The following is a 19549-nucleotide window of genomic DNA, read 5'->3' on the forward strand; positions in this document are numbered from 1 at the left end:
GTTACTGCTCTGGCAGATTGAGATCCAGCTTGGCAGCCGGTTGTCCGGCTTGCTGATTCTCGGCCTGCGCAGCGGCCAGAGCACGCTTCAGAGCACGCCGTTTTTGTATCACCACAAACCCGACCCCACCCAATACCGCCAGCAGCACACCACCACCCGCCAATGCCCAGATCAGCCAGCCCATTTCCTCCTCTGCCGGAGCTTCATGGGTCGCCTCGGCGCTAGATACAGGAGCTGCGGCCGACACCACCTCTACAGGAGGCGGCGGTGGCGGGAAGACATTGAAGGTTTTCACCGGCAACTCGATTTTCAGCTCACGGCCGAGGCGAGTGGTGCCATAGAGGGTTGCTTTCACCTCATGCTGACCGACCTCCTTGATGTTGGAGAGATCGATATCAAGCTTTGGGTCGCTGGCGGTCTCGCTGAACTCGTAGAGGCCGCCCACATTGCTGGTCACACTCCCCTTGACCACCACGGAAGCGGGATCCAGCTCATCACGGTCGATTAGCAGTGAGAGCTTGGCACCCAGCTCATCCGAAGGCAGCGCCAGGTTATAACTGAACGGATAGGGGTAAAGCAGCACATCCTGATAACGGGCACGGACAAACACCTGATTACCCGTGCTGTACATGGCGCGGTACTTGCCACCGGGAATATCCTGCAGCGTCACTTCCGCCGTCATGATGCCATCGCCCGGCACTTCGTCGAGCCCCTTGCCATCATCGCGATAGTGGCCAAGTACTTGATCCAGCACGACCTCTTTCTTATCGGCATCGCTGAACGATTGCAGCTTGACGGTCATGCCAAGGTCAGAGAGATAGTATTTATCTTTCGGCGGCTGACCATTGATCAGCAACCACGCCTTGAGCTTGACCACCTCCCCCTGATAGAGCTGCATCGGCAGGGCGGCGATATCGAGCCGGATATCGGAGAGAATGCGCACCCGATTGTCGGGATCCACCTCGCCAATCGCCTGCCAGGGGCCCGGCATGGGATTGCGCAGGGTAATGAGATCATGCTCCGGCAACGCCAGCCAACCCACATCGGCAGGTTTGACCTTGCCCACGTAAAGCTTGCTGCCATCGGGGCGAACCAGGATCACGGACGGGGTGCCCGGCTTGCGCTTGATGATGAAGGTGATCTCCTTCACGCCGTAATCGATGCGAAAGCGGTTATCCAGCAGCGGAATATCGGAAGGGGCAAATACCTCGGTCGCCGTCGCCCCCAGCGAGAGCAATAGCAGCAGACCGGCACACCACTTGCTCATTGCCGCCACAGACAACTTCCTCCTTTCTTCTGTACCAGGTCCAGTCTCGCCTCGTGCAGGGCCTGAACCTCGGTGCTGGCACGCACCACCTTGAGGGCGGGTCGGTTGCTCTCTAACCGGCGAATGCTGGTGTCCTGATTGCTTTCGTTTTCGTTGCTCTCGGTGGCCAGATTGAGTTTGGTCTGGCCGCCGGTCATCAGCAGGTAGACGTCCGCCAGGATCTCCGCATCGAGCAAAGCCCCGTGCAGGGTACGGTGGGAGTTGTCGATACCGTAACGATCGCACAGCACATCCAGGTTGTTGCGCTTGCCGGGGAAGAGATCCCGCGCCATCGCCAGGGTATCTGTGATGGTGCAGATATCCGCCGTCTTGAAGTTGAGTCCGAGCTTGCTGAACTCGTAGTCCATGAAGCTCACGTCAAACGGTGCGTTGTGAGCGATCAGTTCGGCGCCGCGGATGAAGTCGAGGAACTCGTCGGCGATCTGGCTGAACGACGGTTTGTCACGCAGGAACTCGTCGGTGATACCGTGCACCTGGATCGCTTCCGGGTCGACCAGACGATCAGGCTTGATATAGACGTGATAGTGGTTACCGGTCAGCTTGCGGTTGATCACCTCCACACAGCCGATTTCGATAATGCGGTGCCCCAGATAGACAGGGCCACCCGCCGTATTCATACCTGTGGTTTCAGTATCCAGAATGATCTGGCGATTCAGTTGGGGTGTGTTCATGATCCAATCTATGTCAAACTTCGGCTTTACTTACTCGCTAGTTTACCCCAAGCCTCATGTTAAAACAGATTGATTGCTCATGTTAAAACAGATTGATGTCTATACCGACGGCTCCTGCCTTGGCAATCCGGGCCCGGGTGGTTACGGGGCCGTCATGGTCTACGGCAAGCACCGCAAAGAGATTTCCGCCGGATTCAAGTTGACCACCAATAACCGGATGGAGCTGATGGCCGCCATCATGGGGCTGCGCACCCTCAACGAACCGTGCAAGGTTCGCCTCACCACCGACAGCCAGTATGTCCGCCAGGGGATCACCCAGTGGATCATCGGCTGGAAGAAGAAAGGGTGGATGACCGCCAACCGGCAACCGGTCAAGAACGTCGATCTCTGGAAGGAGCTGGATGCGGAAGTGGGTCGCCACCAGATTGAGTGGCTCTGGGTGAAGGGTCACTCCGGCCACCCGGAGAACGAACGGTGCGACGAGCTGGCCAGAGAGGCCGCCTGCGGCAAGGATCTGGCCGAGGATACCGGCTACCAGCCCTGACGGGCCATTCCCGGTGTGGCGAGGGACTTTGGCAGTTGCCAGCGCCGCCGCACCGGGATCAGTGGAAAGCGCCGTTTACGGGCCGCAATCACGTATACCGATGCAAATGCCCTGCAATAATCCCGCCCGACACTCTCCCGCCACCAACTGTGCCAGCTCTGTTTACCCATAAACGAGTAACCGAAACGCTCGTCGAACATCACCTCACATCCCAGCAGATGCAGCCAGTCCGTCACCCGCCCCGGGGTGAACATCCGTGCTGACCAAGGCATTCTGCGCCGCAAGAACGGCACACAGTGACCGATCCCGACCAGACTCATGGGGTTGTAGCCGCTGATGATCAGCCAGCCATCGTCGGTCAACACTCTTTCGGCTTCGCGCAACACTTGGTGGGGATCGGCGGAGAAATCAAGGCAGTGAGCCAGTAGGCAGGCATCGACGCTGCCGGTCCGCACCGGCAGATCGAGGGGATCGCCATACATGTCGAGCAGCCGCCCGCCGGGGGCGACCCCGATCTGGTGACGAATGGAGGAGCGTTTGCAGGAGAGTTCAGCGCTCAGAGCGCCAATTTTCAGCAGATGATACCCAAACAGATTGGGGCACCAGTTGTCGAGCCGATCCTGGATCTCGGCCGCCACCCAGTCCCCCATAGGCAATGCAGACCAGCTGGTCGGGATCTCGATTTGTTGTTCGGTACGTGCCACCTGCATAATAGGGCTCAACTCGGGGTTTCGAACGCCATCCTGTTATATAAGATACCCTCCCTAAAGAGAAGCAGACTCATGTATCCAGTGATCACAGTTCCAGCCTTTAATGACAACTACATCTGGTTGATCCGCCACGAAAATCACTGTCTGGTGGTCGATCCGGGCGATGCCGCACCCGTGCTGGAGCGGCTCGAGGCATTGGGGCTGGTGCTCGATGCCATCCTGCTGACCCATCACCATCACGACCATGTCGGGGGCGTCACCGACCTGCTTACCCACTTCCCCCACGCCCGGCTCTATGGCCCCAAACTTGACCCGATGCCGGATCACCACGGTCAGTGGCTGGAAGATGGCGATCAGATCAACTGGCACGGCCTCGCCCTTGAGGTGATCCATGTGCCCGGGCACACTCGCGGCCACATCGCCTACCACGGCAACGGCATGCTCTTTTGTGGCGATACCCTCTTCTCGGCCGGTTGTGGCCGCCTGTTTGAAGGGACGCCGGAGCAGATGTACCACTCGCTGCAACGACTCGCCGCCCTGCCCGATGAGACCCTCATTTATTGTGCCCACGAGTACACCCTCTCCAACCTGCGTTTTGCCTATGCGGTCGAGCCGGACAACCCGGCGATCCGCCGCCAGATCGGGCTGATCAGCAAACTGCGGCAACAAGGGCTGCCAAGCCTGCCAACCCGGCTGGGTGACGAACGCACTTTCAACATTTTTCTGCGCTGCGAACAGGATTCAGTGAAATTTTCTGCTGAAAAGCATGGGTTAAAATGCGTGGAAAATCCGGTAGATACCTTCACCATCCTGCGTCAGTGGAAGGACGTTTTTTGAACAAACCTTGATCAGGGGGCCATTGCCCCTTATGATGCGAGCTGTTTTTCCTAAAAATGACCGGAACGAGATGAAGGTACGAACGGCCTTATTGGCAGCGCTGTTGCTCAGCGGCTGCCAAAACCTGAGCCATCAGGATGACCGGGCGCTAACGGCAATCGAGCCGATCAAGTCCCCCCAGGTCAAGAAAAAAGCGCATAAAAAACACTCTTCCCATTTCCTGTTTGGCGATGAACAGCTGGACGAAATGGAAGATACGGACAATCTGTGGGTGCGTATCAGCGATGATATGCAACTGGAAACTCCGGACAACCCGCGCATCCGCCAGCAACGTGAGTGGCTGTTGCGCAATGATAAGCATCTGGCGACCATTGCCAGCCGGGCTGAACCCTACCTCTATCTGATGGTAGAGGAGATTGAACGGCGTGAGCTGCCAATGGAGCTTATTACTGTCCCGATGATCGAGAGCATGTTTGATCCCCATGCCCGATCCCGCAGCAATGCCGTCGGTCTGTGGCAGTTTGTGCCAGCGACAGGCAGAAACTTCGGTCTGCGCCACGACAACTGGTATGACGGACGGCGCGATGTGCTGGCCTCCACCAATGCGGCGCTCGACTATCTGGAATACCTGAACCGCTTCTTTGACGGTGATTGGCTGCAGACGCTAGCCGCCTACAATGCCGGGGAAGGACGGGTTCGCAACGCCATCCAGCGTAACCAGCGCGCAGGCAAACCGACCGACTACTGGTCGCTCGATCTGCCCCGCGAAACCCGGATGTATGTGCCCAAGGTCCTCGCCATGGCTGACATGATCAGCAATGCGGACAAGTACAATATCCAGTTGCCGGTGCTCGCCAACGAGCCGAAGCTGCGAGTGGTGGAGACCGGCAGCCAGATCGATCTGAATGTGGCCGCCCAACTGGCAGGTCTGCGCACGTCACAGCTCAAGGAGGTCAATCCGGCCCTGAGCCGTGGTGTGATGTCGCCCCGTGGTCCTTACCGCCTGCTGGTACCGGTAGAATATGCCGATACCCTGGAGCTGGCACTGGCCGATCTGCCCAAGAGCGAGCGTATTCGTACCCGCTCCTATCAGGTCACCAGTGGCGATACCCTGTCGCGCATTGCCCAGAATCATGGCGTCAGCGTGAGTGAGCTGAAGCTGGCCAACAATCTGCGCAGCAACAACCTGCGTCGCGGTCAGCAACTGGTGATCCCGACCCACGGTCAGGTCAGCAGCAAGGCCAGCTCCGCCAGCAAACCGCAACAGCTGGCAAGCCGTGGCAGCAGCCAGAAGGCCAAAGTCAGTTACAAGGTGCGCTCGGGTGACAACCTGTGGAGCATCAGCCAGGCACACGGCGTCTCCCACGAAGAGCTCGCCAAGTGGAATGGTCTGAATGCCAAGTCGGCGCTCAAGCCAGGCATGAAGCTGGTGGTCTATCCCAAGCAAGGGAAGAAGAGCGACAAATCGATGGTGTATCAGGTTCGCCGTGGCGACTCCATCTCCTCCATCGCGGCTCGCTTCCAGGTGGCCATCAACGATGTGATGCGCTGGAATCAGCTGGATAAAGGGGATTACCTCAAGCCCGGTCAGGAGCTGACCCTGTTTGTGAAGAACAACAGCTAAGCCTCACCGCTTGAACCCGATAAAAAAAGGGGCCAGTCATCTGACTGGCCCCTTTTATTACTGCGGCTAACCGCTGCTGTGTCTGAGCCACCGACGAAAACAATGGCTTGGCGCCGCCTGCGGATGCATCACCGCTCTGAAGGCAAAACTATCACCGCTATTCCCAGAGCCTTGTCGGCACCACCATCAGCACGGTGCGCTGGCCGATCGCCACATTGGCATTGGGGAAGACTACCGCCTCACGCGGCTTCTCGACCGTGTAGCGAAGCTCGCCATCCTCGGCCAGCACGAACCCTTGCGGGAATTCGGTGAAGTTGTCGACATCGCTGGCAAACAGGAAGCGAAAGTCCGCCGATTTTTTGGTGATCACCCGATCGATGGCAAACAGGGTGAAATCATCCGCCCGCCACGGCTCCAGCGCCACCTCATCCTGAGTGACCAGCTCCTGCAGCGCTTGGCGGGTTTCGATAAAGCGGGTCATATCGTTCTCGCCAAACGGGCGCACCTTGCCCAACTCCACCGTAAAGGCGTGGGCACCATGCTGGCGTGAGCTGTAGTAGCTGAAGGTCGTGGTCGGGCTAGCGGAGAGCAGAATAGTACGCACCCCGCAGGCGCCGAGGAACTGCACCTGCTCGCGGCAGTGAGGCCGCTCGTGGGGGAAGGGGTAGACGGCAAACTTCTCGTGGCGCGAGCCGCGAATGGCGGTGTGCAGGTCGTAGTGGTAACGGGGACGAGCCGGATTGGCAAAGAAGCGGCTCACATACTGCTCGAGGCGCATGGCGCGGATCCGCTCCCGATTGCACAGCCCCTCCCCCTTGCTGTGTGCTCCGGAGAAGAGCCGGTTCATGTTCTCCTCTACCTCCCGCAGCCCCAGATTCATAGCAGCCGGATTGCCAAACAGGAACAGCACCCGATGACGGGCGCTCAGCTCGCCTGAGAGCAGACGACTCAGCAGCTGGTTGCAGATCTCGATGGGGGCAGTCTCGTTGCCGTGGATGCCGCAGGAGAGGACGATATCCTTGCGCCCTCCCGGCTGGCCGCCCGCGCCACTGGCAGGCTCCAGACAGAGCACGCCAGTATCCCAGACGCTGACCCGCGCACCATCGGGCAGGGCAAATTCAAAGGGCTCAAGCTGCCACTCATGGCTGCGGGTCAAGGCCAAAAAATCGTGCTGGGGAATCATCCGTCTCACCCTCTCGCTCTGGAACACTATGGTCGGATTATACGCAAGGCATCGCGGCTTAAAATCGTTTTTTAAACAAATTCAAACATTAACGATACAAGTGTGATAACAATCGAACGATGACAGCAATGACGGTAGCGATATGGAATAAAGAGGAGAGGAAAAAGGATCAACGTAAAACAGGGGGAGATAAAACAGACAATGACAGACTTGGCGGCCGGGCGCCACGGGGCAGAACAGCAAACGACTCAGCAGAAAAACAAGGCATCCATGCCCGGCTGATCAACCACGCCAGAACGGCTTGGTGGTCTCTTGATAACGGTCAGCTTCGTTCAGGCCGATGTCTTTGAGCAGGTACTCGGGCAGCTCGGAGAGCTGGCGACGGCTGCGGCTGCGCTCCAGCCAGGTCAGAACGGTCATTTTAACGCGAGCAACCAGATTCAATTGGCTGGAATGCTGGTAACCGGCTTCGGTATAAGTCATGTTGGCCATGATGTGGCTCCTCTGAATATTTGTTTACGCACTGGGCTTTATTTGATGCGCAAAGCTTAGTCAGGGAGTCAGACCGACTCAATTGACGAATTTTGATACGTTACATTAGTAAATCTAATGTCTAAAAACGGCAGGGTTTAATTTTAATCCTTTGATTTTAAACAAATAATTATTTTTACGGTTGGCCAGCAGAGTCGCACAGCATATTGTGCTGCATGGCACCCATCTATATATGCATTTTACTGCTTTACATATGCAGGGATGGACAGGGTGTGAACAGCTGGCAACAGCGGAGTTACACGTGATTGTTAATTTAATGATCTTGTGGCGATCTTTATTTAACACCCTGAAACATAAATAAAACCATCACCACATCCCCATTCAGAGGCGCACATTGCCCCCTCCTCAAAGTGCCTCTTGGCACTCCAACCGCATGCTGGTATGTTTATTTATACAGTAGTTTTGCTACCCGCAGCGATGTCATACCTGATGTCGTCAACAGCGGGTCAGACCACAGGATCATCGATGGATACCTTTACCCCGACCGCCGCCCTGCGTCAACAGATGGCCGCCATTGAAGCCTCTCTCAACCAGCTGGCCGATCTGCTTGGCCAACTCGAGCTGCAGGAGGCTCATGTCTATCCTCTCCCCCCGGTGCCACAGGGGGAAGAACACGACCCGATCGAGCAAATTGAGGTGGGCTATCTCAACGGTGAAGCCGCGCTGGCGGCTACACTCGCCGCTTATCGGGATCACAGCGCCCGCCCCGGCTGCTCCACCAAGGCGACTCATCGGCTGCCCGGCTGGTTGCGCTTTCCTGCCGCCGCAGCCCCCTTGCTGCAACCGCAGATCGACCAAATCAACCAGCAAAAGCTCGATTTCAAGGGGCTGGTGCAGCAGGCGGGGGGACGGGACGAGAAGTTCGAGCTGGTACATACCGCCCTGCCCGGGGTGATCACCCTGCAGGTCTACCGCAAACTGACCCTGCTGGCGGGAGAGCTGCAATCCCTTGGCTTTACCTGGGCTGACAAGCAGACCATCAATCGCCTCAGTCGCGAGCAGGTGCTTGAGATGCTGGAGCGCAGCCGCCGCTACATACCGGCCCTCTCCAACAACGAAGAGTGGAGCAAGATGGTGGATCAGGAGGTGTACGACATTCGCCGTCTGCCCGCCGATGCCGAGCTGCGGATCCGCCGCCCGGTCAAGACCCACCCGATGATCAACCTGCTCTGGTTGGAGCGCACCCCGCGCAAGCAGCAGATCAAGGCGAGCCTGCCTCTGCTGCTCTGCTCGGATACCCCGCCTGCAGTCACCCATCTGGGCAACTATCCCCCCAAGAGCCGGCAGGCGCGGCGAGATCGCAAGATTGGCGGCGAGCCCATCATCGAGCGGCTGCACCTCTATCTCTATCAGGGGTGACTGGATCAGGAATAGCTGGATCAGGGATAGCTGGGCCGCCTTGCCGCGATAAACGAGTACCCCATATCTGCGTCCCAAACGAGAAAGGGGAGAACATCTCTGGATGTTCTCCCCTTTTCTGTCTCGATAGGCGGTATGAAAGGTGGCGTCGCCAATCAGCCCATCAGCAGGGCCCGCAGGCTCTCCACATCCAGCCCGCGCACCTCGGACTGGCCACTCAGCAGGCCATCGGCCAGCGCCCGCTTCTCGTCGTGCAGAGCGACGATCTTCTCCTCCACCGTCTGCTCGCACACCAGCCGGTACACGGTCACCGGCTGGGTCTGGCCCATCCGGTGCGCCCGATCGCTCGCCTGATCTTCCACCGCCGGGTTCCACCAGGGATCGAGGTGCAGCACGGTATCGGCCTGGGTGAGGTTGAGGCCGGTCCCCCCCGCCTTGAGGCTGATGAGGAACAGCGGCACCTCCTCATGACGAAAACGCAGGATGGAGTCCTGACGGGACTTGGCAGAGCAGCCCCCATCCAGATAGCAGTAATCCCAGGATTTCTGCTCGATGCGGGCACGCAACAGGCTCAGCAGATCGACGAACTGGCTGAACACCAGCACCCGATGACCACCGTCGATCGCCTCTTCCAGCAGGGCCATCGCCTCATCCAGCTTGCTGCTGGTCTGTGACCACTCGGGCATCACCAGCTCCGGTGAGCAGCAGAGGCGGCGAAGCCGGGTCAGGCCACTCAGCACATGCATCAGGGCGCGGCCATCGGCGCTTTGCACCTGCTGCACCACTTCCCGCCGAGTCGCCTCGTAGAGCTGGCGCTCTTCGGGGGAGAGGCTGATGTGGTGAATGATCTCGGTCTTGTCCGGCAACTCGGTCAGCACCTGCTGCTTGAGACGACGCAGGATAAAGGGGCTGATCACCGCCCGCAGCAATGCCATGTGCTGGGGATCCTTGACCGCCTTGCCAAAGCGACGCTTGAACTCGCCAAGGCTGCCGAGCAGCCCCGGGTTGATGAAGGTAAAGAGGCTCCACAGCTCTCCCAGATGGTTCTCGATGGGGGTGCCGGAGAGGGCGAGGCGAAAATCGCCGTCGAGCTGGAACAACAGCTTGGCGCGCTGGGTACCGGCGTTTTTGATCTGCTGCGCCTCATCGAGCACCATGCTGGACCATCGGCGGGACTTGAGCGCCTCCGCCAGGCTGCCAAGCATGCCGTAGTTGATGAGGATCACCTGACCGGCCTTGGCCTCGCGAATCATCCCCTCCCGCTCGGCCGGGTTCTCGAACACCACCACATCAAGCTCGGGGGCAAAACGGTTCACCTCCTCCTGCCAGTTGGTGACCACTGACTTGGGCACCACCACCAGGGCAGGGCCAAGGTGCTGGCGCATCCGCAGCACGATAAGCGCCTGCAGCGTCTTGCCTAGACCCATGTCATCGGCCAGACAGGCACCAAAACCGTGATGGGCCAGGGTCGCCATCCAGCGCACCCCCTCTTTCTGATAGTCTCGCAGGGAGGTAAGCAGCTCATCCGGGCAATCGACCTCCTGCTGCCACTCCTGCTGCAGGGATTGCCACGCCGCATCCCCTTCGGTGGTAATGACCGAGAGCAGGCGAGTGAGGGGATAGGCCAGTTTGTTGTTGATGCGCTGCTCTTCATCGAGCATGGCCCCCAGCATGGTGAGCCGCTCCACCAGCTTGTCGCTCAGCATCAGGCTGGTCTTCTCATCGAGCTGAACGGTGCGCTGCCCCGGGGTCATCTGGCGCAAAATAAGGCGCAGATCGAGGATCTGGTGCTCATCGAGGGCCAGTGCCCCTTCGACCTGGAACCAGTCCTGCCGCCGCTCGATGCGCAGGCTCAGAGCCGCTTCATCAAGGCTCTTGAGGCGAGCGCTGTCCTGATGCCAGTGAATGACCACACCGGCATCCACCAGCTCGGGCAGGGCATTGACCAGCGCCAGCGCCTGTTCCCCCTGCAGCAGCCACTCGCTGCCGGGCAGGCCGATGGGCAATTGATTGCGCAGCAACTGGGCCTGCAGCTTCTCGGCCCCGAGATCCCTCTGCCAGTAGTGGTACGCCTTGATCCCCTGCCGTACGATCGCCTCCCCCTTGCCAAGGGGCTGGGGCGGCAGATCCTCAAAGCGAGTGACCAGCTTGACCGACAGCTGACCATCCTGCCAATCCAGTTGCACCGAAGGAATGCCCGGCCAGGGAGCCAGTTCGGCGTTGCCGCTAAGCCCCGCAACCTGACTGTGCCAGGGCAACTCGGGAATGGCGTCCAGGGTGCGTTGCAGCTCGGCCAGCCCCTCGGCGGGCAGCAGCGGGATGGATTCGAGCGCTGGCAAGCGGTCGAGCAGCGGCTGCGGGGTGAGGATGAGCTGCCACAGATCCTGCGCCAGCGGCATGATATGGGCCCCGCGGGCGGCCGCATCGGGGCAGAGCTGCGCGCTCATCCCCTGTTCGGTGGCCACCACCTGCAGCAGGGGGGCGCTGATGGCCAGTTGCAGCTTCTGCCCCTTGGCGTTGAACAAGCGGGGGTGATCGGCCAGCGGCGCCCAGACATCCCGCGGCAGTCGCCCCATCACCCGTGGCAGGGTGCGAACCAGTGCCCAGTCATGCTCGTCGAGCATGGCGGCATACTGGGTAGAGAGCAGGGCCGGATCAACCCGGCGACCGGCGGTCCACTCCCCCTTGGTACTCAGCTTCTGGATCTTGCACTCCAGCTCGGGCCCCTCGGCATGGAGCAGCCACACCAACCGCTCCTGCGGCTTGCGCACGCCACTGGAGCGTCCCAGCCCCTGCAACCAGTTGAGCCAGCTGGCAGAGGCCGCGGTTTTATCCTCGTCCCCGTCATCATCCTGCTCGTCACTGCCCTCTTGCGCACTCTCCTCACTGCCGCGCAGTTGGCACAAGGGCGCCCCTTTGGCCGCCTCGCCCAACAAGATACGCAGCAGATCCTGACAAAAGGCCATCAGGCGATGATGGGGCTCGGCATCGAGCAGATGAGAGAGATCCCACTTGTGCAACATGGCCACCTGCGGGCTCTGGGCACCGTGACGGGCCAGCGCGCAGAGATCGAGCCAGAGATAGCCCCAGTGGAGCTCCTCCACCGGCAGTTGCAGGGTATCGAACAGGCCAACCGCCTGACCGTGGCGATCACCCGCCCACTGGCTGAGCAGGTCGGCAAGCAGGGGGAACTGGCCAGTCAGGCTGCGCTGCCACTTCTTGCGCTGTTCGCTGGCGATGACGGGATCGGCCTGCTGCAACCAGCCAAGCCAGAGCAGGGCGCTGAACGAACGGGGCCACTGGCCCGCCTCGCCCTCATCGGTTGCCTGCCACTGGCCCAGTGCGGTGAGCAGCCGCTCGCCAAGCGGGCCGCTCTGGCTCTGCTGGGCCAGCGCCTGCAGGGCTGGCCAGCCGGGGGCGGCATCCTTGTCCTCGCCGGTTGGCGATGTGCTCTCGCCATCCCCGCAGAGCCAGCGCCACTCCGCCTCGAACGCTTTGGCCCGGGCCTGTACCTCGGAGGCGCAGCGCACCAGCGCATTGGCCAACGGCCAGCGCTCTTCATAGGGGGCATCAAGCAAGAGTTGCAGCGAGAAGTGCTCCAGCAACATTTGCTGCCAGGCGGGGCTGGAGCCCGCCAGCAACTGGTGAGCGTCCGGGGTATCGAGCAGGGTCAGCAGATCGCTGGCCGAGAAATAGGTGGGGATCTCCCCCGCCTTGCCGCGGCAGAGCTCGCGCACCACCGCATGGGTAAGATCCTGCCCGGTCAATGAGGGCACCCGGCTCCAGTCAGGCGCCGGGCAGAGACCGGCACGCACCCCCAGGATCAGCGCCAGCGTTCCCTCGGCGGTCAGGCTCCACTGCTGCTCCCCGCGCAATCTGACCAGCCCCGCATCCTGCAATCGAGCCAGTTTATCGATCAGGGCATGGCCTATCGCCAGTTGTTCTTGCAGCAAACGGGTACTGGCAACGCGCTGCAATTGCAGGGTGGCGAGCAGGGCATAACTATCCGAAGAGAGGGTGGACGCAGACATCAAGACTCACGGGCAAGTGCAAAAGCGGAATTTTAACGGTAAAGCGCCAGCGGCTCGACCCTTTACCGTGAAATAACTCAAAAAAAAACGGCCATCCATGATGACCGTCGAAAGTAACGAAGGAAATAGCCGGATCATCCGGTTACCTCCCACAGCGGGAAAATCGGGAGCGCTAGCCCCTAATTCGTGGAGCCAATGCTAGAGGTTGGCGCCCGAAAAAGCTTTGAAGCGGATCACAGTTGAAAAGGATTTCTGAAAACGGTTTCAATTTTTAGCGGCAAAAAACCGTGATTTCGCGCCAAATGAGCCATGTTCCAACCCCTCCTGCTCACCCGGCACAAGCGGTAGAAAACCCTATAACGGTCGCTTGTCGAACGCCCTTGTGCGGGCAGCTGTCAGCTGTATAGCTTCATCAGAACCTGCCACCCCTAGGCTAGATTTCAGGGCCACCGGACATGGCCGAGATGGGCCAGGAGAGCACGAATCTGCTCCCTCCCCGCCCGGTAGCTTGGCACACCGCGCTGCCGCCGTGGGCCTCGGCAATCGCCTTGACCACGGCGAGTCCAAGTCCGCTGCCGCCGCTCTTGCGCGAGCGTGACGGATCTCCGCGACGAAACGCATCGAAGATACAGGCGGCGACCTCCTCGCTAATGCCAGGTCCCTCATCTTCCACACTCAGGACGCACACACTCTCCGAGCGATACAGCCGCACGGTCAGCAGCCCCGACAGCGCGTGCTTCTGGGCATTTTCCAACAGCGCCATCAGAGCCTGACGGATGCGAAACAGATCGCAGCAGACATGAAGTTCGCTATCGAGCTCCCGCTGCAACACAAATCCGCTCGCCGCCAGAGGGCTGGCAAACGCCTCAAGCACCACGGCAAGCTCGTCGGCCAGCCTGACCTCGGTCCGCTGCAACTCCAGATGGCCGCTGTCGTTGAGGCTCAATACCCGCAAATCCTCGATCAGGTGATTGAGCCCCTCCACCTGACGCAGCAACCCCTCGAAGAGTTCGCTGCTGGGAGGAAATACCCCTTCGGCCAGCCCCTGCAAGCGGCCGCGCAAAATGGTCACCGGAGTGCGCAATTCGTGGGCGATGGCGGCATTCCAGAACTCCCGCTCGCGGGTCATGCTCTGCAGCCGCTCGGCCATGGCGTTGAAGTCGCGCACCAGTTGCGCCGTCTCCCCGATCGCCTGCTCATCCTCCGGCACGCGGGCATCGAGTTTGCCCTCGGCCACCTCGCGCAGGCTGGTTGCCACCGAGTTGAGGGGAGTCAGGATGCGGCGAGAGAGGCGCACCGCCACGTACAGCGCCATCCCCAATGCAATGAGAATGGTGGAGCCGATCCAGATCATCTCGACTCTGGAGGGCACCCAGGTCTCGGAGATGCTGCCCGGCACAAACGCCACGGCGATGCCATAAAACACATAGGTGCCGATCACCGCGAGGGAGATGATACCAAGCGTCATCAAGCCCAGAGAGCGGATGATCTGCCTGCGAAGGCCGGGCGCCGATTTCATGCATCGCCCCCGAAGCGATAGCCAACGCCCCAGACACTGGCGGGGACCCCCTGAATGCCGTGTGTCTCCAGTTTTTTGCGCAACTTGCTGATGTGGCTATCCACCGTACGCTCCTGGGTATCCCCCTCCGGCAAGCAGTGAGTCAGCAGTTCGGCGCGGCTGAACGCCCGTTTCGGCGCCCGCATCAAAGAGGCGAGCAACTTGAACTCGGTCAGGGTCAGCTCCAGCACTTGCTGCTGGTCATCGCGGAAAATGCTGGCCTCGTGGCTCTCCAGATCGATCTGAAACTGGCCGACCCGCAGCACGTTCGCCGTGGCAGGCTTTACGGCTCGGGTGCGTCGGAGCACGGCCTGCACTCGCGCCACCACTTCGGCCGGATTGAAGGGTTTGACCACATAGTCATCCGCCCCCATGCGCAGCCCCATCAGCTTGTCGAGATCCTGATCGAGGGCGGTCAGCATGATCACCGGCGTATCGCCGCGCGCCCGGATCTCGCTGAGCACCTGCCAGCCATCCAGTTGCGGCATCTGCACATCCAGCAGCAGGAGATCGGGTTTGAATGCCTGATGCATGGCCAGCGCTTCACGGCCATCGGCGGCGTGCAGGGAGCGCAAGCCATGACGTTGCAGGTAAGCGGCGAGGATGTCGGCGATCTCGGCTTCATCCTCTGCAATCAGTACCAGTGACTGGCCCGCCGGGCTGGCGGGAGCATTGAGATGGGACATAGTCGGACTCGAAAAAAGGTGGCGTTGAACTTTATCATCGCCTCCATGGATTCTCCACAAAGCCTCGAATCATTCGCAATAGCCCCTCGCCATAATGGCCGCTCGATGCACTCTTCGGTCACATCACACCGGAGAGACGGTTTAACGAGGTGAGTGGATGAGGTTTGTAAAACAGCGGTATGCGGGCGCCCTGCTCGCCGTCATTGCCGCATTCGGGTTGGCGGGTTGCGATGTCGCGCCGCAAGAGCAGGAGGCTCCCGCCCCTCCTCAGGTGTCGGTGCTGACTCTGACTGGTCGGGAGCTGGTCATCAGCGAGGATCTGCCCGCCCGGGTGGCGGCACTGCGCAGCGCCGACATTCGCGCCCAGATCAGCGGCATCGTGCAGCGCCGCCTGTTCGAAGGGCGCCGAGATCAGCGCAGGCACAGTGCTGTTCCAGATAAACCCGGCCCCCTTCAAGGCCGATGTCGACAGCGCCGCCGCCGCATTGCAACGGGCCGAGGCCGTGCTGGCCCGCGCCCGCATCCAGATTGAGCGCCTGAAGCCGCTGCTGCGCACCGACGCCATCAGCCGCCAGACCTATGACGATGCGATCTCCCAGCGGGATCAGGCGGCCGCCGATGTGGCCCAGGCCAGGGCGACCCTGGCCCGGCACCAGCTGAACCTGCAATTTGCCAGCGTGGAGGCCCCCATCGCCGGACGCATCGATCAGGCGCTGGTGAGTGAAGGGGCCCTGGTGTCGCCCACCGATGCCACCCCCATGGCCAGGATCCAGCAGATTGATCAGGTCTACGTCGATGTGCGTCAACCGGCCTCGGTGCTGGAATCCCTGCGCCAGCAGGCTGGCTCAACGGCACCGGAACTGGCGGTGGAGGTCCTCGGCAGCAATGGCACGCCGCTGGGCATGCAGGGGCGCATCCTCTTCTCCGGCATAGAGGTCGATGCCGGGACCGGCGACGTGCTGCTGCGGGTGCTGGTGGATAACCCTGAGCGACGCCTTTTGCCCGGCCTCTATGTGCAGGCGCGCATCCCCCGGGCCCGCTATGCCAACGCCCTGACCGTGCCCCAGCAGGCGGTAGTTCGCACCTCGGGTCAGACCAGCGTGTGGGTGGTGGATGGCCAGCGGCAGGCACAGCTGGTTCCGGTCAACACCGCTGAACTGGTGAATAGTCAGTACCGCATCGCGTCCGGGCTCAGTGCCGGGCAACAGGTGGTGATCGAAGGGATCGACCGTCTGACCCCGGGGGTTCAGGTCATTGCCTCCCCCTGGCAACCACCCACCGTCAGCCAACCGGCTGACAGCGGCATTCGCTGAATCGGAGAGTTATCCATGCCGCAGTTTTTTATCCATCGCCCAGTGTTTGCCTGGGTGATCGCCCTGTTCATCGTGCTGGCAGGGGTCATCGCCATCCCCAAGCTCCCCATCTCCCGCTATCCCTCGGTGGCGCCGGTGTCGGTGACCCTCTATGCCACCTATCCGGGCGCCACGCCGCAGACCCTGAATGATGCGGTGGTGAGCCTTATCGAACGCGAGCTGTCGGGAGTGAAGAACCTGCTCTACTTCGAGTCGTCGGTGGACGCCTCGGGCAGCGCGCAGATCACTGCCACCTTCAAGCCGGGCACCGATCCGGAGCTGGCCCAGATGGACGTGCAAAACCGCATCAAGGCGGTCGAGCCTCGCTTGCCACAAGCGGTGCGGCAAACCGGCCTGCAGGTGGAGTCCGCCTCATCCGGCTTTCTGATGATGGTCGGCATGACCTCACCGGATGGCCGCTTCGATGAGGTTGCCCTCAACGACTACATGGCACGCAATATTGTGCAGGAGCTGCGCCGCATCGACGGGGTAGGACGAGTGCAACTGTTCGGCGCCGAGCAGGCCATGCGCATCTGGGTAGATCCGGCCAAACTCGCCGCCTACGGGCTGACTATCAGCGAGGTGGCACAGGCCATCGAGCAGCAGAACATCCAGATAGCACCGGGGCGCCTCGGTGACGAACCCGCCCTGCCGGGGCAGCGCCTGACGGTTCCCCTCACGGTTCAAGGGCAGCTGACGACCCCCGAGGCATTCGCCGCCATCGTGCTGCGAGCCGGTGGTGATGGCGCCAAGCTGGTTCTGGGTGATGTCGCCCGGGTCGAGCTGGGGGCGCAATCCTACGCCTTTTCCAACCGGGAGAACGGCGTGGCCGCCACCAGCGCCGCCATCCAGCTCTCCCCCGGCGCCAACGCCGTGCGTACCGCCGATGCGGTGCGCACCCGTCTCGCCCAGCTCGCTCCTACCCTGCCAGCGGGCATGACCTATTCGATCCCGTTTGACTCGGCCCCTTTCGTCAAGGTCTCCATCGAAAAGGTGTTCCACACCCTGCTGGAAGCCATGGTGCTGGTGTTTCTGGTGATGTTTCTCTTCCTGCAAAACCTGCGCTACACCCTGATCCCGGCCATCGTCGCCCCCATCGCTCTGCTTGGCACCTTCGCGGTGATGCTGCTGGCCGGTTTTTCGATCAACTCTCTCACCATGTTCGGCATGGTGCTGGCCATCGGCATCATAGTCGACGACGCCATCGTGGTGGTGGAGAACGTCGAGCGCCTGATGGCCACCTGGGGGCTGTCGCCCCGGGAGGCGACGTCGCAGGCCATGAAGGAGATCACCGGGGCGGTGATCGGCATCACCCTGGTGCTCACGGCGGTGTTCCTTCCCATGGCGTTTGGCAGCGGCTCGGTGGGGGTCATCTACCAGCAGTTCACCCTGTCGATGGCGGTGTCGATCCTCATTTCGGCCTTCCTCGCCCTGACCCTGACGCCTGCGCTCTGCGCCACCTTGCTGCGTCCGGTCAGTCCGGATCATCATGAGAAGCGCGGCTTCTTCGGTGCCTTCAACCGGGGTTTCGAGCGGTTCACGGCAGGCTACAGTGCGCGGGTAACCCGGCTGGTCGGGCGCAGCGGACGGATGATGGCGGCCTTCCTTGCCCTCTGCGCCGTGCTGGCCATCGCCGCCACCCAGCTGCCCTCCTCTTTCCTGCCGGACGAGGATCAGGGTTACTTCATGACCTCCATCCAGCTGCCGACCGGTGCCACCAGCGAGCGCACCCTTGAGGTGGTCAAGGCCTTCGAGGCTCACGTCGCCTCTCGCGAGGCGCTGGACACCAACCTGGTGGTGCAGGGCTTCAGCTTCTCCGGTGCAGGCCCCAATGCCGCCATGGCCTTCACCATGCTCAAAGATTGGGATCAGCGCCATGGTGCCACGGCAGCCGAAGAGGCAGATCTGGCACAAGCGGCTATGGCAAATATTCCTGAAGGCACGGTAATGAGCCTGCTGCCGCCCGCCATCGACGAGCTGGGCACCGCCTCCGGCTTCACCCTGTTCCTGCAAGACAGGGCCAATCGGGGGGAAGCCGCGCTGCTGGCCGCTCAGGCCCAACTGCTGGAACTGGCCGCCAAAAGCCAGGTAGTCAGTGATGTGTATCCCGACAATCTGCCTCCCGGCGAGAGCATTCACCTCGAGATCAACCGACAGAAGGCAGAAGCCATGGGACTCTCGTTCGCCAGCGTAAGCAGCACCCTGTCGGCCGCAATGGGGTCGCTCTACGTCAACGACTTCCTCAACGGCGGGCACATGCAGCAGGTCATTCTGCAGGCCGACGCGTCGGCGCGCATGCAGCTTGATGACGTGCTCGGCCTGCGGGTGCGCAATGCCAGCGGCGGCATGGTCCCCTTGCGGGAGGTGGTGACACCGGAATGGCGCGAATCGCCGCAACAGATGATGCGCTTCGATGGCTTTCCTGCCGTGCGTATTGCCGGAGGGGCAGCGCCCGGCATCTCCAGCGGAGCGGCGATGGCGGAGATGGAGCGTCTGGTAGCGCAATTGCCGCCAGGCTTCGCATTGGCCTGGACGGGACAGTCGTTGCAAGAGTGCCAGTCGGCCGAGCAGGCCCCCCTGCTGATGCTGCTGTCGGCGCTGGTGGTCTTCCTGGTGCTAGCGGCACTCTATGAAAGCTGGTCGATCCCGCTCTCGGTGATGCTGGTGGTGCCGCTGGGCCTGCTCGGTGCCGTCGCGGCCGTGATGCTGCGCGGCATGCCCAACGACGTCTTCTTTAAAGTAGGCATGATCACCATCATCGGTCTATCGGCCAAGAATGCCATCCTCATCGTGGAGTTTGCGCGCCAGTTGCACAGCGAAGGGCGCTCACTGCTTGATGCGGCTGTCACTGCTGCCCGCCTGCGCCTGCGCCCCATTCTGATGACGTCGCTGGCCTTTACTCTCGGTGTGGTGCCCTTGATGCTCGCCAGTGGCGCCAGCGCGGAGACCCAGCACGCCATCGGCACCGGCGTGTTTGGCGGCATGATCAGCGGCACCCTGCTGGCCATCTTCTTCGTGCCGGTCTTCTTCGTCTTCGTCATCGGAACCCAGGCGCGCATTCAGGCCTGGCGGGCACGACGAGCATCCAACCGCATTCATCCGAATCGATGACTAC

Annotated in this window: 13 protein-coding genes and 1 pseudogene; 6 read left to right on the forward strand and 8 right to left on the reverse strand. The window is 61.2% G+C overall.

All coding sequences use genetic code 11. The features are described 5' to 3' along the window. Position 1: 1 nt before the first annotated feature. Together VF684_RS06350 and dnaQ are read right to left on the reverse strand one after the other, a co-directional pair. A complete protein-coding gene (locus VF684_RS06350) occupies positions 2–1267 on the reverse strand; it encodes a TIGR03503 family protein (RefSeq protein WP_139439910.1) in 1266 nt (421 codons plus the stop codon). Beyond that, complete coding sequence (gene dnaQ, locus VF684_RS06355) at positions 1264–1998, reverse strand: DNA polymerase III subunit epsilon (RefSeq protein WP_005337813.1); 735 nt, start codon at positions 1996–1998, stop codon at positions 1264–1266. Before dnaQ ends, VF684_RS06350 begins: the two co-directional genes overlap by 4 nt. Before the next feature lie 79 nt (positions 1999–2077). Between dnaQ and rnhA the strand changes: the two genes are divergently transcribed. After that, positions 2078–2542, forward strand: a complete 465-nt coding sequence (rnhA, locus tag VF684_RS06360; RefSeq protein ID WP_005353268.1) for a ribonuclease HI — start codon at positions 2078–2080, stop codon at positions 2540–2542. Here the strand turns inward: rnhA and VF684_RS06365 are convergent. Beyond that, a complete protein-coding gene (locus tag VF684_RS06365; RefSeq protein WP_162516067.1) occupies positions 2530–3252 on the reverse strand; it encodes a methyltransferase domain-containing protein in 723 nt (240 codons plus the stop codon). The genes rnhA and VF684_RS06365 overlap by 13 nt on opposite strands. Before the next feature lie 72 nt (positions 3253–3324). Here VF684_RS06365 and gloB point away from each other — a divergent pair, with 72 nt between their 5' ends. Together gloB and VF684_RS06375 are read left to right on the forward strand one after the other, a co-directional pair. Next, on the forward strand, positions 3325–4089 hold the full coding sequence (gene gloB, locus VF684_RS06370) for a hydroxyacylglutathione hydrolase (protein WP_139439911.1): 765 nt from the start codon (positions 3325–3327) through the stop codon (positions 4087–4089). A gap of 70 nt (positions 4090–4159) precedes the next feature. Further along, complete coding sequence (locus VF684_RS06375) at positions 4160–5713, forward strand: lytic transglycosylase (protein ID WP_376898646.1); 1554 nt, start codon at positions 4160–4162, stop codon at positions 5711–5713. A gap of 157 nt (positions 5714–5870) precedes the next feature. Here VF684_RS06375 and astE read toward each other — a convergent pair whose 3' ends face one another. Together astE and VF684_RS06385 are read right to left on the reverse strand one after the other, a co-directional pair. After that, positions 5871–6896 (reverse strand): succinylglutamate desuccinylase, encoded by a 1026-nt coding sequence (gene astE / locus VF684_RS06380; RefSeq protein WP_201986062.1) that lies wholly within the window; start codon positions 6894–6896, stop codon positions 5871–5873. Positions 6897–7178: 282 nt separating this feature from the next. Beyond that, a complete protein-coding gene (locus VF684_RS06385) occupies positions 7179–7388 on the reverse strand; it encodes a DUF1127 domain-containing protein (protein ID WP_113739172.1) in 210 nt (69 codons plus the stop codon). A gap of 525 nt (positions 7389–7913) precedes the next feature. Here VF684_RS06385 and VF684_RS06390 point away from each other — a divergent pair. After that, positions 7914–8807: a DNA replication terminus site-binding protein gene (locus VF684_RS06390; RefSeq protein ID WP_204484264.1), complete on the forward strand. Its 894-nt coding sequence runs from the start codon at positions 7914–7916 to the stop codon at positions 8805–8807. A 155-nt stretch (positions 8808–8962) separates the two neighbouring features. On the opposite strand, the gene VF684_RS06395 is transcribed toward VF684_RS06390, so the two are convergent. The 3 genes from VF684_RS06395 to VF684_RS06405 form a co-directional block, all read right to left on the reverse strand. Next, positions 8963–12838, reverse strand: a complete 3876-nt coding sequence (locus VF684_RS06395; RefSeq protein ID WP_440173958.1) for an SNF2-related protein — start codon at positions 12836–12838, stop codon at positions 8963–8965. Between the two features lie 433 nt (positions 12839–13271). Continuing rightward, positions 13272–14357 (reverse strand): ATP-binding protein, encoded by a 1086-nt coding sequence (locus tag VF684_RS06400; protein WP_440173959.1) that lies wholly within the window; start codon positions 14355–14357, stop codon positions 13272–13274. Next, on the reverse strand, positions 14354–15082 hold the full coding sequence (locus VF684_RS06405; protein ID WP_058055860.1) for a response regulator: 729 nt from the start codon (positions 15080–15082) through the stop codon (positions 14354–14356). Before VF684_RS06405 ends, VF684_RS06400 begins: the two co-directional genes overlap by 4 nt. Before the next feature lie 157 nt (positions 15083–15239). Here VF684_RS06405 and VF684_RS06410 point away from each other — a divergent pair. Together VF684_RS06410 and VF684_RS06415 are read left to right on the forward strand one after the other, a co-directional pair. Continuing rightward, a pseudogene (locus tag VF684_RS06410) lies at positions 15240–16395 on the forward strand (efflux RND transporter periplasmic adaptor subunit). A gap of 15 nt (positions 16396–16410) precedes the next feature. Further along, positions 16411–19545, forward strand: coding sequence for a multidrug efflux RND transporter permease subunit (locus tag VF684_RS06415; RefSeq protein WP_201997962.1), 3135 nt, complete (start codon positions 16411–16413; stop codon positions 19543–19545). The last annotated feature ends 4 nt before the right edge of the window (positions 19546–19549 follow it).

Origin of the sequence: Aeromonas sp. Lyrl_2 (genome assembly GCF_051948815.1) — a bacterium.
GTDB lineage: Bacteria > Pseudomonadota > Gammaproteobacteria > Enterobacterales > Aeromonadaceae > Aeromonas > Aeromonas veronii.